General features: G+C 61.3%; 17 protein-coding genes, 1 tRNA gene and 1 pseudogene. 11 read left to right on the plus strand and 8 right to left on the minus strand.

Features of this window, described 5'->3' with window-relative positions:
• Window positions 1-104 precede the first annotated feature (104 nt).
• Window positions 105-743, plus strand: a complete 639-nt coding sequence (locus tag PCE31106_RS15805; RefSeq protein WP_150563921.1) for a hypothetical protein — start codon at window positions 105-107, stop codon at window positions 741-743.
• A gap of 314 nt (window positions 744-1,057) precedes the next feature.
• The gene (locus tag PCE31106_RS15810) at window positions 1,058-1,996 is read left to right on the plus strand and encodes a hemolysin (protein WP_150563922.1); all 939 of its coding nucleotides are present in this window, start codon (window positions 1,058-1,060) and stop codon (window positions 1,994-1,996) included.
• Window positions 1,997-2,258: 262 nt separating this feature from the next.
• Here the strand turns inward: PCE31106_RS15810 and PCE31106_RS15815 are convergent.
• A pseudogene (locus PCE31106_RS15815) lies at window positions 2,259-2,678 on the minus strand (IS30 family transposase); the annotation flags it as partial.
• Window positions 2,679-2,702: 24 nt separating this feature from the next.
• Between PCE31106_RS15815 and PCE31106_RS15820 the strand changes: the two are divergent.
• From PCE31106_RS15820 to blaPNC, 4 genes are all read left to right on the plus strand, one after another.
• Window positions 2,703-3,134, plus strand: a complete 432-nt coding sequence (locus PCE31106_RS15820; RefSeq protein ID WP_150563923.1) for a hypothetical protein — start codon at window positions 2,703-2,705, stop codon at window positions 3,132-3,134.
• A gap of 190 nt (window positions 3,135-3,324) precedes the next feature.
• A complete protein-coding gene (locus tag PCE31106_RS15825; RefSeq protein ID WP_150563924.1) occupies window positions 3,325-4,755 on the plus strand; it encodes an MBOAT family O-acyltransferase in 1,431 nt (476 codons plus the stop codon).
• 6 nt (window positions 4,756-4,761) lie between these two features.
• Entirely contained in the window at window positions 4,762-5,958 is a 1,197-nt protein-coding gene (locus PCE31106_RS15830; RefSeq protein ID WP_150563925.1) for an alginate O-acetyltransferase AlgX-related protein, read from the plus strand.
• Between the two features lie 230 nt (window positions 5,959-6,188).
• Window positions 6,189-7,415 (plus strand): PNC family class C beta-lactamase, encoded by a 1,227-nt coding sequence (gene blaPNC, locus PCE31106_RS15835; RefSeq protein WP_150563926.1) that lies wholly within the window; start codon window positions 6,189-6,191, stop codon window positions 7,413-7,415.
• 75 nt (window positions 7,416-7,490) lie between these two features.
• Here the strand turns inward: blaPNC and metC are convergent, their stop codons facing one another.
• The 7 genes from metC to PCE31106_RS15870 all read right to left on the minus strand — a co-directional run bounded on the left by metC (window position 7,491) and on the right by PCE31106_RS15870 (window position 14,274).
• Window positions 7,491-8,681: a cystathionine beta-lyase gene (metC, locus tag PCE31106_RS15840; protein ID WP_150563927.1), complete on the minus strand. Its 1,191-nt coding sequence runs from the start codon at window positions 8,679-8,681 to the stop codon at window positions 7,491-7,493.
• Window positions 8,682-8,776: 95 nt separating this feature from the next.
• Window positions 8,777-10,378: a rhodanese-like domain-containing protein gene (locus PCE31106_RS15845; RefSeq protein ID WP_150563928.1), complete on the minus strand. Its 1,602-nt coding sequence runs from the start codon at window positions 10,376-10,378 to the stop codon at window positions 8,777-8,779.
• Window positions 10,379-10,535: 157 nt separating this feature from the next.
• A complete protein-coding gene (locus PCE31106_RS15850; protein ID WP_017231485.1) occupies window positions 10,536-11,132 on the minus strand; it encodes a cysteine dioxygenase family protein in 597 nt (198 codons plus the stop codon).
• Between the two features lie 109 nt (window positions 11,133-11,241).
• Window positions 11,242-12,015 (minus strand): amino acid ABC transporter ATP-binding protein, encoded by a 774-nt coding sequence (locus PCE31106_RS15855; protein WP_302476057.1) that lies wholly within the window; start codon window positions 12,013-12,015, stop codon window positions 11,242-11,244.
• 29 nt (window positions 12,016-12,044) lie between these two features.
• A complete protein-coding gene (locus tag PCE31106_RS15860; protein WP_017231483.1) occupies window positions 12,045-12,737 on the minus strand; it encodes an amino acid ABC transporter permease in 693 nt (230 codons plus the stop codon).
• A 4-nt stretch (window positions 12,738-12,741) separates the two neighbouring features.
• Entirely contained in the window at window positions 12,742-13,434 is a 693-nt protein-coding gene (locus PCE31106_RS15865) for an amino acid ABC transporter permease (protein ID WP_017231482.1), read from the minus strand.
• A gap of 15 nt (window positions 13,435-13,449) precedes the next feature.
• On the minus strand, window positions 13,450-14,274 hold the full coding sequence (locus tag PCE31106_RS15870) for a transporter substrate-binding domain-containing protein (protein WP_017231481.1): 825 nt from the start codon (window positions 14,272-14,274) through the stop codon (window positions 13,450-13,452).
• A gap of 189 nt (window positions 14,275-14,463) precedes the next feature.
• Here PCE31106_RS15870 and PCE31106_RS15875 point away from each other — a divergent pair, with 189 nt between their 5' ends.
• From PCE31106_RS15875 to PCE31106_RS15895, 5 genes are all read left to right on the plus strand, one after another.
• Complete coding sequence (locus tag PCE31106_RS15875) at window positions 14,464-15,342, plus strand: LysR substrate-binding domain-containing protein (protein ID WP_017231480.1); 879 nt, start codon at window positions 14,464-14,466, stop codon at window positions 15,340-15,342.
• 114 nt (window positions 15,343-15,456) lie between these two features.
• Window positions 15,457-15,726, plus strand: coding sequence for a metal/formaldehyde-sensitive transcriptional repressor (locus PCE31106_RS15880; protein ID WP_150563929.1), 270 nt, complete (start codon window positions 15,457-15,459; stop codon window positions 15,724-15,726).
• A 13-nt stretch (window positions 15,727-15,739) separates the two neighbouring features.
• Window positions 15,740-16,369, plus strand: a complete 630-nt coding sequence (locus PCE31106_RS15885; protein WP_150563930.1) for an ABC transporter ATP-binding protein — start codon at window positions 15,740-15,742, stop codon at window positions 16,367-16,369.
• Between the two features lie 198 nt (window positions 16,370-16,567).
• The gene (locus tag PCE31106_RS15890) at window positions 16,568-18,436 is read left to right on the plus strand and encodes a methyl-accepting chemotaxis protein (RefSeq protein WP_017231477.1); all 1,869 of its coding nucleotides are present in this window, start codon (window positions 16,568-16,570) and stop codon (window positions 18,434-18,436) included.
• Window positions 18,437-18,492: 56 nt separating this feature from the next.
• Window positions 18,493-18,577 (plus strand) — tRNA-Leu (locus tag PCE31106_RS15895).
• Window positions 18,578-18,622 lie beyond the last annotated feature (45 nt).

Consider the following 18,622-nt stretch of genomic DNA (forward strand, 5'->3'; position numbering starts at 1 on the left):
CGGGTCAGCGAATGTAGTTCAACCACCGGGGCCGTGATTCCCTAGACGCCAGTGGTACGAAAAAAGCAGTCAGGTCACCGGGACGACAAGCGATCAAGGATTCAATGAGTCGCGAACAAGCGTATCGAGACGCCTATGCGAAGGGGACGATTGGAGCGGCCGCTGGCGCGGCGACGATAGCAATAGGCGGCCCTTTGGTGGCGTTGCCCGGAACGCCGATTTTTAGTACGGGCGGGATGCTTGGCTCCAGTGCGGCGGCTTCGGCAAATGGCACGGGTGTCATCAGCGCGACCATCAATGCGGGCTCGCAGTATGTTCAAAACGGCAACATCAATCCCGTGGACGTGGCCGGAGCGTATGTAACTGGCGTAGCTGGGGCGTCTGGAGGATTGGTTCGGAACATAACGGTCAACGCGTTGGGTGGCGCCGCAACTACAAGCATCAACAATTTTATGCGCGGAGAGAATAATAGTCTCGCAGACGCAGCTCTCGTAAATGGTGCCCTGTCCGGGTTAGGTTACGGAATCGGCAAATTTGTCGAAAGTGGAGTGAATACTATTCTTAAGCCTGGACTAGATGCATCAACTTGGGCTTCTACCGGAGCGTGGGCGGGTCGTGGCTGGAATCTTTTTGGCAAGAATTCTGCAGCAGTCACAGTTGGCACACTGGCGGAAGGTGCGGGACAAGAAATCGCAAAGCCCGTGGTGCATAACTTACCAAAATCTAATGGACATAAAAAATGATTCGGTGGTTGCTAGCCATTTTCTTTGCATGGACGACTTGCGTCAGCGGATTTTATTTCATCTGGATATTTGGATTGATGCTTAAATGCACAATTTCACACGGCTGCATGCAGTCAATAAATCTAGAAAGTTTGCTGATGGCTGTAAACGAAAAGAGTGTCATTGCAAGAGGAACGATAGCTTCCGTTGCAATCCTATTCATATGTTGGTGCAAAAAATAGAATGTACGAGTAACCGCAATCTGGCAGCGACGCACGCGGATAGCGATACGGCTGTTGGCCGACCTGTGGGCAGGCAATGCGCTAGGCACGAAGTTGACGTCAAAGCTTGGTCCGGCGCTAAACAAGCTGAGTGACGAAATTAAGAATGCCAGTCCGACGGGCAACGCCGATGTCGATCAGGCATTGGCTCAGATTGTGGCAACGGGTGTAGGTACTGCGGTAGGTGCGGTGGCGGGCGGAACCTCGGGGGCGTTTACTGGGTTCAATGCGGATCGGTTCAATCGGCAGTTGCATCCGGATGAGCGGACCTTGGCGAAGCACATTGCAGCAAAAAGCAACGGCCGCCATACGCAGGAACAGGTCGAAGACCAGATGAGAATTATGGGCGTCGCTCAAACGGACGGGAGATCGGTGCCGGCAGGCGTGGCTGAGGAACTAAATGGACGCACGCCGACAGATCCGGGCGCACGATGGATTAACACAGGATTGACCAATGCCAACGGAAATCCGTTGATAGTTGAGTCATTGCAGGAGCCGAATCAGGAGTTGCAGGGGTTCATTATGGCGAACTACGACTCAGCCGCCCCAGGGCACGTGCCGAGTAACTTCACATACGCGCCGACGCCAGCTAAGACGGACGTCCGAGGTACTGTGGCCAATATGGCGAGCGGCGTCTCAACTGCAGCAGGCCGGTTTGGAGCAGCCACTGCGGCTGGAGCGTCCATACCTTCGCCTTTTGCACCGGGATTGGCCACAGCATCTTACGTTGCAACCGCGACGGGCATGGCGGCGGACGCGGTGGTACAGATAGCGAAGCCGGACGTTGGTCAATATTGGGTTTCTAGCGGAGTCGGGATTGCGGTTAGCGCGGCGTCGGAAAGGTTTCCAGGTTTTGGGCCTGCGATCAACGCGGCTGCGAACGCTATAAACACCAGTAGTGCGTCACAGTCCACGCAGGATCTCATCAATAAATACTGGAGCAAGGCAATTAAAAGTGTGAATGGATCCGAAAAGAAAGATGAAAAACATTAAGATTTTTGAGGAAGGGAACTTCACACGATGGTTCAGGCTATGCCTGATCGCGGCCGGATTTAGCATTATGTATTACACGTTCAAGTTCATTGAGCCATCAATTTGGAGCGGGGCCTTGCTACTCGTCGGTTTGGGCATAGCCGCAGTGGGAGGGATGACAAGTCGTGCAGCGCTACTAAGAATCAAGCCGTTCGACAGCAGCAACAAGAAAGCGCGCGACAGCTACAAGTCGAAGGACGACGAAGAGAATCAGTCGAAGTAGACGCGGCCGTCCATTGAGCAATTTGGCAATGTCGTTGAGTTGTGTCTGGCTGACGCTCGAGAAATCTATGCCCTTCGGCAAGAACTGGCGCAGCAAGCCGTTGCTGTTCTCATTGCTGCCACGCTGCCAGGGCGCGTGCGGATCGGCAAACCAGATATCGAGATTCAATCGCCTGGACAGTTCGACATGACAAGTCATTTCCGCTCCCCGATCATACGTGAGGCTCTCGCGCAGAAACGCCGGCAGCTTCTTCATCTTGCGCGTGAAGCCCTCCAATGCGTCCAGGGCCGTGCAGCCGTCCATACGGCACAGCACCATGAAGCGCGTCTTGCGCTCCACCAGCGTGCCCACGCAAGAACGATTGAAAGCGCCTTTGATGAGTTCGCCCTCCCAATGCCCAGGCCACTGTCGCAGTTCGATCTGAATCAACTGACGACATCCACGTTGACGCGCTCCGACATTGAGAACCATTCGGAATGCAGCGCCAACACTTTTGGTGCCGGTGGCGGGGCCACCCTTGGTAATGGCGGCGCGAACGAGCGTACGACGGGCAATCGCTCCGGCAACAACGCAGGTGGGATTTCTCCGATGTTGCCGCAAATGGAGAGCGGTAGCGAGCGGGCCACGACGCGCACGGGCGTAAGCGAAGGCACGATCACGCTGACCGACGAGGCGAATCAGACGCAGACATTGGCTAGTGTGAATCGCGATACTACCGACTTGAATGAAACGGTAACTCGCACACCTGATCTACAGGATCTGCTCAACGACCCGTCGCGCCTGATGCAAGCAGCAACGGCAGCGGGTGAAGCCGTCGCGCGCGACATCGGAACTTATGCGGATGAGAAAGCAAATGAGGTGCGAGAGCTAAGGTAATACTCCCGTTTTCCTCGGCCCGGTACAGCGCCGACCGCTCCCTCCCCAGATCAATCGCCAAGTTTACTTCGCGCTACTGCGACGATTTCCGGTGCCGCAACGGCAGTCATTACAACACCCCCCGAATGTGCATCGAAGTGTCGTTAAGCACGGGCATTCGGACCAGACAATAGATTCAGAGGATTTCCCCGTGGTATTCAGCAGTATCGCCTTTTTGGGACTATTTCTCCCAATGACATTGGCCGCGTACTTTTTGACCCCGCGCGCCTGGCGCAACCTGACGCTCGCGCTGGCCAGCATCGTTTTCTATGCCTGGGGCGAACCTCGCTTCTTGATCTTGATGATGGTGTCCATCGGCATCAACTTCCGCTTGGCCATCAGCATCGATCGAGCGAAAAAACGTCTCCGGATGGTGGGAATTGGCGTCGGCATCAACCTCTTCATTCTCGGGGCATTCAAGTACGCAGGCTTCATTGTTGAAAACTTGAATGGGATCTTGACGCCTTTGGGCGTCGATCCGCTGGCGCTGCGGCCGCTGCCTCTGCCGATTGGCATTTCGTTCTACACGTTCCACGCGATTTCGTATCTTGTCGACATCTACCGGAAAAACGCGCAACCGAACCGAAGTATCGTCAATTACTGTCTCTATATCACGTTGTTCCCGCAACTGGTCGCGGGTCCGATCATCCGATACAAAGACATTCAGTCACAACTTCGAGCGCGCATCGCTACTCTCGATGACGCGTCGGCCGGCGCGCTTCGCTTCACCATGGGCCTCGCAAAGAAGGTGCTTATCGCCAATCAGTTGGCGATCGTGGCCGACGCCGGCTTTAGCGTACCCTCCGGCGAACTGTCAGCATCTGTAGCGTGGTTCTCCCTCCTGTGCTACACGCTGCAAATCTACTTTGATTTCTCCGGCTATTCGGATATGGCCATCGGGCTCGCGCGCATGTTCGGGTTCCGGTTCCCAGAGAACTTCAACTATCCCTACGCCGCGACGTCGATGCAGGATTTCTGGCGCCGCTGGCATATCTCTCTGTCGACGTGGTTTCGTGACTACGTGTACATCCCACTCGGCGGCAACAAGGACGGTACGAGCCGAACCCTTCGGAATCTCTGGATCGTATTCCTTCTGACTGGGTTTTGGCACGGTGCAACCTGGAATTTCCTGCTTTGGGGCGCGGCGCATGGCGCCCTGCTTACTCTCGAAAAGTTGGTTCCGTCGAACGTAGTGTCGAGATCTGCCACGTGGCGATATGCTCGCCACGGCTACCTCGTCCTGGCCGTCATGCTTACGTGGGTGCTTTTCAGAGCCGACAGCATAGACCGCGCGCTGAGCTATTTCGGGGCACTCGCCGGCATATCCACGCCGACAGATCCCTCGGTAACCGTCAAGACCCTGTTCTCTGGCCATCTCGGATGGCTCATACCTGCCGCCATCGTGTTGGCGGCTGGCTTCTACCCTTGGGCACTCGAACGCCTCACCTCGGTACGTGCCTGGTTAGTGTCGCGCAACATCGACGGTGTCGTCGCGGCCGCGTTTGTCACACCCGCTCTTGTCCTCGCGACGATGTCGATCGCACTTGGGCAGTACAACCCGTTCATCTATTTCCGCTTCTGACGCGTCATGCTTGAAAACGTCGAAATTCAACCTCGGGCGCAACGGCCTCTGACCTGGCTGAAGAAGCTAAATAGGGTGGCTGTGCCTTTGGCATTTTTTTCGCTGATCGCGCTGCCGATCGCATGGTTCGGCCGCGCGAGCTTCGCCCCCTCGCCTCTTCATGAAAACCGGGTGCTAGAGCCATTCCCTGATCTCTCGATACGCTCTTTGCAAAGTCTCGAGCGTTGGTTCAGCGATCGCTTTGGCATGCGCGATGCACTCGTGTATTACGGCTCACGGTTGCAAATCGCGCGGACCGGGTCGCCAACAAATCAGGATGTCGTCGTTGGCCCCAATAAGTGGCTCTTTTTCGATCAATACTACGTCCCTGGCCAACCACACTTTGCCGATGTGCGAGGCAAGGACCCGCTCTCTCGAGGCCAGTTGCGCGCGATCGTGGAGAATCTTGGGGTCACGCAAAACGCGCTCTCGGCGTGCGGGATCCCCTTCTATTTCATCGTCGCCCCCGACAAGCAGTACGTCTACCCCGAACAGTTAGGGATTCATGTGAATCCCAACGGCACGACCCAACTTGATCAACTGCTCGACTATTTCAAGGTGGAACTCCCCGGACTTCGGGTGGTAGACCTTCGTCCTGCCCTGAACGATGCGAAACGTAACACTCCGTACGAGATGTACACGCGTACGGATACGCATTGGAATTCGTTGGGCGCCTTTTATGCCTACCAAGCCCTGGCCAAACGGTTTATCCGCGACGGAATCATAATCTCGGCACCAGCAGCTTCGTTGAACGCCTGGACCGTTACCCAGTCTTCATTCGATCAAGGTGACATCGCAGTATCCCTGCTGTCTCTGCCCGGATACTTCGAGGACTTCAACACCCACTTCGAAAAGCGTTCTCCTCGTCTCGCGCAATGGGTGGATGCGCCGGCAGATGCTCCTCAAAGTGGCGACAGCGCATTCTCTACCAACGCAAATGGGCACGGCCGACTGCTCCTCTACAAAGACTCGTTCAGTGGCGAGCTGCTGCCATTTGTCGCCGAGGACTTCGCTGCCACATGGTCGTATCTCGGTCGTGATATGGACGGCAATGAGATTCGACGGCGAAAGCCGACAGTAGTCGCGTTACAGATTGTCCAGCGAAATATCAAGATGCTCCGTAATAGCCCACCGAAGAACATGACCGGACTCTGTGAGGACTGAGTCATCAACTTCTCCGATGACGCACGACTCCCGTTGGCACCGCTTGGCGAGCCCCATTCGGTTACATCCATTACACCGGTTACGTTCGTTACATCGTCGTGCCGCGAGTACGCGTCAATTTGCGATTACGCTTCGGGCATTGATCACCGCGCTTTACCATGACGCCGAATCGGCACGCGGTACCGTCGTGCCTCATGCGTCCTAAGCCCCCCACACGGAGACGACCCTCGATGACAAAGCCCTATCTCGCCGTTTTCGCCGCACTTTCGGCGACCGCCGCCATCACCTGTATGACGTTCAGCGCGCGCAGTTACGCCGCAGAACCGCAAGCACAGGTCCAGACCAATCCTCGGCAAGACGAAATCAAATCGCTCGTCGACAAGATGATCACCCCGCTCATGGCCCGACAGCAAATCCCCGGCATGGCCGTCGGCATCGTCTTCGACGGGCATACCTACGTCTTCAATTACGGCGTGGCTGACAAGAAGGCCAACACACCCGTCACGGCCGACACGCTTTTCGAATTGGGTTCGGTCAGCAAGACATTCACCGCGACGCTCGCCGCCTATGCGCAAGGCGTCGGTGCCCTCTCGCTCACCGACAAGACCAGCCGCTTTGTCCCCGAACTTGCAGGCACCCCCTTCGGCGACGTGAAACTCGTCAATCTCGGCACGCACACGACCGGCGGCATGCCGCTTCAAGTGCCGGACAACGTTCATGGCACCCACGACGTCCTGCAATACCTCAAGTCGTGGAAGCCGGCGAAACCCACCGGCACGGTGCGCACCTATTCGAACGTGAGTATCGGTGCCCTCGGCTGGATCGCCGCACGCGCCATGCACGGTGACTTCGCGACACTCGTGACGGAGCACGTCTTCAAGCCACTGGACATGCAGCACACCTACCTCCGGGTGCCGAAGGATCAGCAGGCCAACTACGCGTGGGGATATGGGAAGGATGGCAAGCCGATTCGCGTCTCACCGGGCGTATTCGATCAGGAAGCCTATGGCGTGAAGACGACGGCGAGCGACCTGCTGCGGTTCGTGCGCGCCAACCTCGGACAGCCAGTGCAGGACGACCGGCTGCGCCAAGCGATCAACGCGACCCACACCGGCTATTTCTTCGACAAGCCGATCACGCAGGACCTGATCTGGGAGCAGTACCCGTATCCGGTCAGCGTCGATGCGCTGCTTGACGGCAACTCGGCCCGAATGGCTTACGAGCCGACCGCCGTTCGTGAACTCGCGCCTCCGATGGCCCCCACGCCCGTGGCCTGGATTAACAAGACGGGCTCGACGAATGGGTTCGGCGCTTATGTCGCCTTCGTCCCGTCGAAGCAGATCGGCGTCGTACTGCTCGCGAACAAGAACTACGCGATGGACGAGCGCATCCGCGCAGCGCACGACATCCTGACCACACTCGACGGCGGTGCACACGCCTCCCCCGCTGGGAAGTGACGACGTGCGCGGCTGCGGGCGTCCTCGCCCGCGCCGTCGTCGTGAATTTGACTCGGCGCTGAAGTCCCGTAGGCTTTAGCGCCCAAACACCTGCTCAAGCGCCGCCGCCATATCCTCGATCAGATCCTGCGGGTCTTCCAGACCGATATGTAGACGCACGATCGGGCCGGCGGACGTCCAGTCCTCGCACGTGCGCGTGCCTGCCACGTTCGACACCGTCGCCAGACTCTCGAAGCCGCCCCACGACGCGCCGATGCCAAACAGCTCGAGCGCATCGACGAAGCGGTCCGCTTGTGCCGTCGTGGCGTTGGCGAACTCAAACGAAATCAGGCCGTTCGTGCCCACGCAATCGCGTTGCCACAGCGCATGCCCCGGATGCGTCGGCAGCGCCGGGCAGAACACGCGCGCCACGTCCGGCAGACTGCCGAGCCAATGCGCAACTTCCAACGCATGACGCTCATGCATCTGCAGACGCGCCCCCAACGTGCGCGTGCCGCGCAGCACGAGATACGCGTCGTCTGGACTCACGGCCACGCCCTGCGCATCCGCCATCGTGGAGAGCGTGTGCCAGACGTCCTGCGTCGTGGTCGCCGTTCCCATCATGACGTCGGAGTGCCCGCTCAGATATTTCGTCGCGGCCATCACCGAGACGTCAGCCCCCAACATCAGCGGACGGCACTGCACGCCCGAGCCCCAAGTGTTGTCCGCCACGAGCAGCGCCCCATGACGATGCGCCAGATCGGCCAGCGCCGGGATGTCGCACATCTCGTAGACGAGTGAGCCCGGCGTCTCCACGTAGATCATCTTCGTACGGGCCGTCATATGCTCCGCCGCGTCGCTGCCATCGGCGCGGAAGTAGGTGACGTGCACACCCCACGGCTTGAGAAACGTCTCAACGAAGTGACGCAGCGGCTGATACACGCAGTCCGAAATCAGCACATGATCGCCCGGACGCACGTAAGCCAGAAATACCATCGAAATCGCCGCCAGTCCCGTCGGGAACAGACGCGTGCGATACCCGCCTTCCAGCTCGGCGACGACATCCTCCAGCGCGAAGCCCGTCGGATTGCCGCGCGCCCCGTAGGTGAACATGCGCTCGGTGCCGCGACGGCGGCGCGCGTCGTTCAGGTCGTCCATCGTATCGAACAGCACGGTGGACGCGCGTACCACCGGCGGATTGACGGCACGACCGCCAACCACGGCGGTGTGCATGCCGCCCTTGACCAGACGGGTAGCGAGACGTTTGGGGGTCGATTGTCGGGACATGATCGGACGTTGGGGGGATAAGGTTTCGAACGATTCGAACAAATCAGAAGATAACGCATGGCGTGCGCAACGCTTGCGCACGCCAGCGACTGCACTTACTTCGCGGCGGCAGGCTCACCGATACGGAACGCACCGCGCTCCCGGTCGTCGAGCTGGGCCAGCAAGCCCGTCTCCCACGCCAGATACTGGCGCGCCGCCGCCTTGTTGCCGTCGTGACGATCGTGCACGAAGAACAGGTAGTCGATGCATTCGGCGTCCGCCGGCACATCGGGCGTGCTCTGCACCGGCTGGCCGGCCACGGCCCAAGCCTTGAAGCCGCCCGCAAGCAGCGAGACCGTGCGCGCGTCGTTGGCATGCGCACGCCGCCAGTCGGCCGCGAACAGTTCCGCGATGCCGCGCTCGTCCGCGATCAGCACGATGTTACGCGACGCAGGCAGGCTCGGCAGCCGCGGACGAATCGCCCACTGCGCACCCGACACATGCTCGCGACGGTAGCTCATGCTCGGCCGCAGGTCGACGACGGTTACACGCTCGTCGGCCAGTGCCGCGGCGAGCGCGGCGACATCGATCTCGGGCAGCGTCGTGTCCACAGCCGGCGCACGGCCCGGCAACGACGCACCGCTGGCGAGTCCGCCGCGCAACACATAGGCGTCGTGACCCAACTGACGCAGCCAGCTCGCGACGATGGGGGCGCGCACCCCATCGTTGTCGAACAGCACCACCCGGGCATGACGCACGCCCACGTATTGATCCGTCGCCTGAATCAACTGGCCGCCCGGCGTGTGCTGCGCACCGGGCAGCGACCCGGCGGCGAATTCTTCCGGCGTGCGCACGTCGCACAGGAACAGCGTGCGCGTCGTGTCCGTGGCCCATTGCGCAAACGTCGCGGCATCCACTTCGGGCACCGAGAAGCGCTCGGCCAACGCACCGCTCGCTTCACGCATCTGCGCGAGGCTCGACGGCGCAACCGCGTCCGGATAGCGGCGCGTGCTGCCATGCTCCAGCGGCAAATCTTCCAGATACCAGCCCTGCGTGCCGTTCTCCAGCGCCATCACCGGGTTGGGAATGCCGAGGTTGATGAGCGTCTGCGCGCCGATAATGCTGCGCGTACGTCCGGCGCAGTTCACGACGATGGGCGTGGTGGGGTTCGGCACCAGCTCGCGAATGCGATAGCCGAGTTCGCCGTTCGGGCAGCAAATCGACGACGGAATCGTCATCTTCAGGTATTCGCTCACGGGACGTCCGTCGAGAATCACGACGTCGTCGCCGCGCTCGCGCATGGCGGCCAGCTCGCGCGCCGACACACGGGGCGTGTGATACGCCATCTCCACCAACTCACCGAAGGTCTTTGACGGCACGTTCACGCCGGCGAACAGACGAAAGCCGGCTTGTTGCCAAGCCTGTGTGCCGCCTTCGAGCACGTACACGTCGGAATATCCGAGCGCGGCCAAGCGCTGCGCCCCCTGAACGGCGACACTCGCGTCGGTGTCATAGAGCACCACGCGGGCGTCGCGGCGCGGCGCAAGCCGCACGATGTCGAGTTCGAGACGGCTGTAAGGCAGCGTCACGCCGTAGAAGAGATGCGCTTCGCCGTACTCGCCATGCTCGCGCACGTCGAACACGGCGATTTCGGCGCCGTCGTGCAACCATTCCTTGAGGCGGGCGGGCGGCACGAAGTGAGGAGTAAACGAGGTCATAGCGTTGCGTCGGTTGTCAGGTTCCGCCCGGTCATGTCCAAAACGTAGGGATGAACGGGCCCGCACCGCCCGGCGGGGCGATGTGAATTGGGGGCGCGAGGAACGCTCGCGCCGTCAGGGAGTTCGCCGCCGGGTTTCGCCGGCGGTCACGGTAGCTTTAGCGGCGGGTCTTCACGCCGATATCCATGACTTGATACGTGCCCTTGGCGAGATCGAACGTGATGCGCTCGGTCAGCGTCTCGAGCGCGCGGCCATACATGTGCAGGTGGCGAATCGGCGCGTCGCCCTGGATCTCGACGGCATGAATGTCGTCCGACGCCAACGCAATGCCGTGGCCCGGATCGACCACGACAGTGTCGCTCACTTCCAGCGTGCCGACGCCGGGTGTCTTGCCGTCGTCGGTGCGACGGTAGACGTAGTTGTATTCGACGCCTTCGACCGCCGCGATGCAGGCCCACGTCGTATGGTTGTGCGGCGTGATCTTCTTGCCCGGACGCATAACGTTCAGGTACAGCGCGTAGGTCTTGTCCGCGTCTTCGTGAATCAGGTAGCGCGCTTGCAGTTCGCCGTCGGCCGGCGGCGGGAAGTCGGCCTCGTTCCACAGCGCGGTGCGCGCGGCGAGCGATTTGACCTGATCGAGTACGGCGGCCAGCGCGGGGCGCGTCTCGCCCTCAGGGGCCAGCGACGCCTTCATGGCTGCAATGGCGTCGCCGACGGCGGCCTGACGTTGTTCGGCTAGGGTGGGCGTGGACATGTGAAGTCTTCTCCGTAGGATCTTGTTCTGCGACGGGTCCCGGCTGGGGCGCGGTCGCGTGTTCGGGTATGGCGTAAGTGTCGTGTGCGTCGTGCTTGTGGGGTCGTTGTCAGGCGGGCACGGCGTCGCGCGGCACGCCGATCATCGGCGACGGGCGCAGCACGTCCTGCAGGAATCGCTGCGCACGCGCGTGCTTCGGCTGGCTGAAAAATTCCGCCGGCGGCGCGTCTTCGAGCAACTGCCCCTGGTCCATGAACCAGACGCGGCTCGACACGTCGCGCGCAAAGCCCATCTCGTGCGTGACGATCATCATTGTCAGCCCCTCCTCCGCCAGCGAGCGCATGACTTGCAAAACCTCCTGCACCATCTCGGGATCGAGGGCGCTCGTCGGCTCATCAAACAGCATGAGCGGCGGCTTCATGGCGAGCGCGCGGGCAATGGCCACACGTTGCTGCTGACCGCCCGAGAGGTTCGCCGGCATGGCGTCGATCTTGTGGGCAAGGCCGACCTTTGCGAGCAACGTCTCGGCCTGGGCCGTGGCTTCGTCACGCGACATGCCGAGCACCTTCGTCGGTCCGAGCATCAGATTCTGGCGCACCGAGAGGTTCTGAAACAGATTGAAGCTCTGAAACACGAAGCCGATGCGGGCGCGCAATTGATTGAGCTTGACGTCGCGCGCGGTGACGTCCCGGCCTTCGAAAAGGATGCGGCCTTTCTGAATAGCTTCGAGCCGCGTGACGGTACGAATCAACGTCGACTTGCCGGAGCCCGACGGGCCGCACACGACAACGACTTCGCCGCGCCCGATGGTGGCATCGATCCCCTTGAGGACGTGATGATCGCCGTAATACTTATCGACTTTCTCGAATGCGAGCATGGTCATGATCGCGTTCTCCTTCTTGAATCCTGCACTTAGGCCAATCCCGCACGCTGACGGGCGATACGACGCTCGAGCCAGCCGGCGAAACGCGAAATGGCGAAACACAACACGAAATAGAAAGCTGCGAGCACGAGGAACGTCTGCAGCGGCTTGGTCAGCACGATCGTATTGACCTGCGCGGCCGAGTACGTCAGCTCGGGCACCCCGATCACATAGGCGAGCGACGTCGCCTTGATGATCGACACGAACTGGTTGACGATCGACGGCAACATGTTCGCGAGCGCCTGCGGCAATTGCACGTAACGCATGCTTTGCAGCCACGACAGCCCGTTCGAGCGCGCCGCTTCCATCTGGCCGCGCGGCAGGCCTTCAAGGCCGGCACGCACGATCTGCGACAGGAAGGCGCTCTCGTAGACGATGATCGCGCACACGGCCGTCGTGAATGCGGATACCTCGGCGCCCACGAGAAGCGGCACAGCAAAGTACGCCCAGAAGATGATCATCAGCAGCGGGATGCCACGCACCAGTCGCGTCCATACACCGGCCGCACGTCGCAGCCAGCGCAGCGGCGAGACTTGCGCCATGCCGATCACCACCGCGATGGGAAACGACATCACCAGCCCGAGCGCCGAGAGAATGAGCGTGATCGCCACGCCGCCAAGCGGGCCGTTGGGCCAGCTCCCGACGAGGAACAGCGCGAGATAGTCATGCAGGATCTCGTACATCGTCTCAAACTCCCGAGGGCGCCGTACGGCGTTTGGCAACGTGCTCGGAGAGCGCCATCAAGGCCAGCGTGCCGATCAGATACAGGATCGTCGCCACCATGAACACATCGAACGTGCGGAACGTCAGGTTGTCGATCTGACGCGTGCGATACATCAGTTCGTGCACGCCAATCGCCATCGCCAGCGAGCTGTTCTTGAAGAGCAGCAGCGCCTGATTGAGCAACGCGGGCGTCGCCACGCGAATACCCTGCGGCAGCACGACATAACGGAAGGACTGCAAGTACGTGAGACCGATCGACCACGCGGCCTCCTGCTGCGTGTGCGGAATCGCGCGCAGCCCCGAGCGCAGGTCTTCGGAGATGAACGCGCCGGCATTGAGCGCCAGCGCGAGCGTTGCGAAGACAAACTCGGTGTTGCCCGCGTTGATCCAATCGCGCAGGCCTTCAGGCAGCAGTTGCGGCACGCCGAAGTACCACACGAGAATCTGCACCAGCACCGGTACGTTGCGGTGATATTCCACTACCACGATCACGAAGCCCTTGAAGAGCTTGACCGGCAGGGCGCGCAGCGTGGTGAGCACCACGCCCACCACGATCGCCAGGAGTCCCGAGACCACGAACAGTTGGAGCGTGGTCAGCACCCCGTCGCGAAACAGCTTCAGGTAGCCGTCTTCGAGCAGAAACGAAAGATCGAACATTACGCCGCGTCTCGCTTACTGCACCTTGATCGGCTCGACCTTATAGTCGCGCGTGAACTTGTAGACCGACTTGTTGCCGAGCCACTTGTCGAAGCTGTCCTGCAAACCATTCGACTTGTCGTAGTCGACCAGAATCTTGTTCACGGCGGCGAGCAAAGCGGGTTCGTTCTTGTTGGTCACCACGCCCCAACGTTCTTCGAAGACCGACTTGGTGAGCAGTCGGTATTGCTGTCCGCCCTTGGCGGCAGCTTCGTTGGCGAAGCGCGCCAGAATCAGTTGGCCCGCCACCAGCCCCTCGACCTTACCTTGCTGCAGCGCGAGGAACGCCGACGAAATGTCGTGGAAGGTGAGCAGGTTCGAATCGGGCAGACGCGTGACCGACACGGCGGCCGAGCTGGACCCCTCGGACGCGGCAATCTTCTTGCCCGCGAGCTGATCAAGCGTCTGCACCGGCGAGTCGGCGCGCACCAGCACGCGAATCGGGGCAACGAAGTACTGGTCGCTGAAGTCGACCTGAGCGGCACGGGCCGGCATCCAGGCAACGGCGGCAGCCAGCACGTCGACGCGATGCGTCTTGAGTTCGGGGATGCGGGCGTCGGTCGACAGCGCACGGTGTTCGAGCTTCACGCCCAATCCCTTCGCGATCGCGTTGCACACGTCAACGTCGAATCCGACGATCTTGCGCGTGGCCGCGTCGGGAAACGCATACGGCTCGCTGGCGTTCTGCGTGCCGCAAACAAGCGTGCCGCGCGCCTTGATGTCGGCCAGTTGGTCAGCGTGTGCGACGCCCGTGATGGCGAGTGTTGCGAACAGCGCGGCTGCAAAGTGTCGTTGCCACATGATCCTGAGTCTCCTTGAGTTCGACCGAAGGGCGAATCGATGATCAGGGGGACCGGTCAACGCCGGCTTCCACCCGATTACATAAATATTGCTTGAGTGTCAGGCAGGTTATCGACCAAAATCCCCGAGAACAATTTAATTTTTATCCCTGAAACATTAGCGCGTCTGAAGTATTGGCGCGGAACCGTTATGCGAAATCTGGATATCGACCTGTTGCGCACTTTCGTGGCGATTGCGCAGCACGAGACGTTTGCGGCAGCCGCCACGCGCGTGGGACGCACCCAGTCTGCCATCACCCAGCAGATGCAGCGGCTCGAACAGGAGATGGGGTGCGCGCTGTTCGAAAAGCAGGGCCGGCAGAAGGCGATGACCGCCGATGGCGTGCGACTCGTGGCCTATGCGAACAAGATCCTGGCGCTCAACGACCAGGCCGTACAGGTCATGCAAACGCGCGGACCGGTGGAAAAGCTGCGCATTGGATCGCCGCACGACGTGGCCGACTCGATTCTGCCGAGCATGTTGCGACGGTTATCGAAACTCTCGGCGGAATTGCAGTTGGAGATCATCGTCGGCCGCAGCCCGCATTTGATGGACGCCCTGCGCGACAAGGAGCTGGATCTGGCGATCTCGACGCGCTACGACGAAGCCTTCCCCGGCATCAAGCTGCGCACTTCGCCGATGGTGTGGATCTGTGCCGACGACTTCATCTTCAATTCGTCCGCGCCTGTGCCGCTGGTGATGGCCGACGAACTGAGCCTGTTTCGCCGCCTGTCCATCGAGCGGCTCAACGCGGCAGGCATCGCCTGGCGCACGAGCTTCATCTCGCCAACGCTCACCGGCATCAGGGCGGCGATCAGCGCGGGCCTCGGGGTGACGGCTCGCACCACCGAGCTTCTCGATGCGAACATGCGCGTGCTCTCCGAAGCCGACGGCCTGCCGCGCTTGCCCGACGTCGCGTTCTATCTTTACGTGCAGCCGACGTGTACGAGTCAGGTCCTGCGCGAATTGTTCGAGTCGACGGAGCACATCGCCACGCGCTTCGGTCCACCGTTTCTGATCGGCGAGTAATCGGCGGCGCGCCTCCGATCCTCGGGAAGCCGAATCGGGGATATACTACCCCCTAGTATGTACGTGCTAACATTTTCGGCCATTTGATCGACACAGACAGGAGCGCGACAGACCGTGCACACGATTCGGGAAAAGCACAAGTTGCTGGCACGCGTACGTCGCATTCAGGGCCAGGCGCAGGCGTTGGAGCGTCAGTTGAGCGAAGAGGGCGACTGCATCGAAATTCTCCAGCAGATCGCGGCGATTCGCGGGGCGGTCAACGGCTTGATGGGCGCGGTCATCGAGGGGCATCTCGTCGATCACCTCGTCAACGAGTCCGAGCAGGCGCATCGCGAGGCCGAACTGGCCCCCGTGCTTCATGTCATCAAGGCCTATCTGAAGTAGCCGTCACACGCCCATGCTCCGTTTCGAGAATCTTGCCAAACGCTTCGGCACTTTCACGCTTTTCGAGCACCTGAGCTTCCGCGCCGAGCGCGGATGCTTTGCTCTGCGCGACGAAGGGGGCGGCGGCAAGACCACGCTGCTCGGCATGCTCGCGGGCACGGTCGTGCCGGACGACGGTCAGGTCTGGATCGACGAACATGCCATGCGCGACGCCCCTGCCGAGGCCAAGGCGTCGCTCGCCGTGGTGCCGTTCGACTGCCTGGGCGAGCCGTCGCAAACCGGACGTGGCTTTCTCGAACAGCGCGCCGCCGACAGGCAAACGCACGTGAGTGCCAGCGTGCTCGATCTGGCCGAGCGGTTCGGGCTGATGCCGCATATGGAAAAGCGCTTCGACCAGATGTCGCTCGGCACGCGTCGAAAATTCTATTTGACCGCCACGCGCTTTGGCACGCCGCGCGTGATTCTCGCGGACGAGCCCAGTGGCGGACTCGATGCCGCCTCGCGCGCCGTGCTGATCGACTGGTTCACGACCCTCGGCAAGGATTGCTGCGTCTTCTTCTCGACCCACGACGATGCGCTGGCTGACGGTTGCCACGCGACAACGCTCGGCTTCCCCGATCTCACGCGCCCCAGCACCCGCTGAATTCCCGCTCGCCCTGCCGTGGGCCGCAAGGCGCACTCATGCGCTCATTGATCCGCACTCATTAAAGTTTCGGCCTCCCCCAGCCGTAAGCGCAGAGAGTAATGCTGCAATGTATCAATGCGACGGCGCAGGTGGCACCGCCTGGCCCGTCGCCCCCCCCATTCAACGGTCCGCACGCGGGCCTACCGATGAAAGCTCATGAAAGTCACTTCGTTGCGAACCCGGATTCTGCTCATTTCCTGCCTGACGGTGGTGGGCGCGCTGATTCTCTCTGGCATCACGACTTACGTCATCGTGCGTGACAGCATGATGTCGAGCATCGCCGACACGCTGTCGGCCGTGGCCAATGGGAATGCCGGCACCATCGAGCGCTGGTCCGCCGACAAGGCGCAGGCGGTCGTGGCGACGTCGCAAGTCGTCGAGAAAGGAGATCCGGCCGGGCTCGTGAAGCTCATGGGCAAGACCAACGACTTCCCGATCACGAGCATCGGCTGGTCGGACAAAACATTCTTCTCCACCGCGCCCACGCCGCCGGACTACGACCCGACGGCGCGCCCGTGGTACAAGAGCGCCCTGGCGGCGGGTAAGCTCACCGTCACCAAGCCGTATGGCGATTCGTCGACGGGCATTCCGTATGTCGCCTTCACCGCGCCGATCCTGCGTGACGGCCAGACCACCGGCGTGGTCAGCGGCGCCGTGGCGCTCACTGGTGTGCAGGACATCATCAAGGCGGTGCATCCCACGCCGTCGAGCCTCGCGCTGGTGGTGGCGAGCGACGGTCAGGTGATCGCTCACCCGGATAACAAGTTCTCGCTCAAGCCGTCGACGGACGTCGCGCCCGCGCTCACCGCCGACTCGCTGCCGGGCATGGCTGCCGACGGCGCCGCACCGGTCGCGATGGAACTCTCCGGCGCACCCAAGCTGCTCAAGGCCAAGCGCATTCCGGGCACGGACTGGTATCTGGTGGTGGCGCTCGACCGCACGGAAGCCACAGCGGGCCTGACGCATGTGCTGGACGCAACAGGCATCACGCTCGTGATATTGACGTTGATCGCACTGGTCATTGCCTCCATCTTTACGTCGCGCGCGTTCAAGCGTCTATCGATCGTGCGCGACGCCATGGACACCATCGGCTCGGGCGACGGCGACCTGACGCAGCGTCTCGATGTCATCGGGCAGGACGAGGTGGCGCAAATCTCGAAGTCGTTCAACGCATTCGTCGACAAGATCAGCTCGGTGATGCTCGACGTGCGCTCGGGCGTGTCGTCGATGACATCGGCCACCAGCGAGATCGAGATGGGCAACCGCGATCTGTCGCAGCGTACAGAAGCTTCGGCAGGGTCGTTGCAGGAGACGTCGTCGGCGCTCACGGAGATGACGTCCAGCGTCAAGCAGACGGCCGAGACCGCCGAGCATGCCACGCGCCTGGCCAACGATGCGAGCGCCGCCGCCGCGCGTGGCGGTCAGGTGGTCACCGATGCAGTCGGCACCATGGCGGCCATCACGCAGTCGTCGGAACGCATCACGGAAATCATCAGCGTGATCGACGGGATTGCGTTCCAAACCAACATCCTGGCGCTCAACGCGGCGGTGGAGGCTGCACGTGCCGGCGAGCAGGGACGCGGCTTCGCCGTGGTGGCGGGCGAGGTTCGCACGCTGGCCCAACGCAGCGCGGCGGCCGCGCAGGAAATCAAGACGCTGATCGAGACGTCGGTGCAGAACGTCAAGAGCGGTACGGAGCGGGTGCAGGCGGCGGGCACGACGATGAACGAAATCGTCGACGGGATTACGCGCGTGCAGCGTCTGGTGAGCGAGATCAACGGCGCCATGACCGAGCAGAGCACGGGCATCAGCCAGATTGACCGCTCGGTCTCGGAGATGGATCAGGCCACACAGCAGAACGCCGCGCTGGTGGAAGAATCGGCGGCCGCGTCGGCCATGCTGAGCGAGCAGGCTCGTATGCTGGCGGAGACGGTGGCGCGCTTCCGTCTGCGCGATGGGCAGCACGCGGCGCCGCACGCGCCGTCGTTGTCGGTCGTGGGGTCGACGAAGCGTCGGGCGGCCTAAGGGGCTATAACGGCCGTTCACAAAACTCGATTTTCCCGTTACAATCGCCGTCCCCCGCCCAGGTGGCGGAATTGGTAGACGCACTATCTTGAGGGGGTAGCGCCGAGAGGCGTGCGGGTTCGAGTCCCGCCCTGGGCACCAGGCATTCAAAAGGCAGATGAACGCGAGTTCGTCTGCCTTTTTGTT

The organism is Pandoraea cepalis, from assembly GCF_902459665.1.
In the GTDB taxonomy this organism is placed as follows: domain Bacteria; phylum Pseudomonadota; class Gammaproteobacteria; order Burkholderiales; family Burkholderiaceae; genus Pandoraea; species Pandoraea cepalis.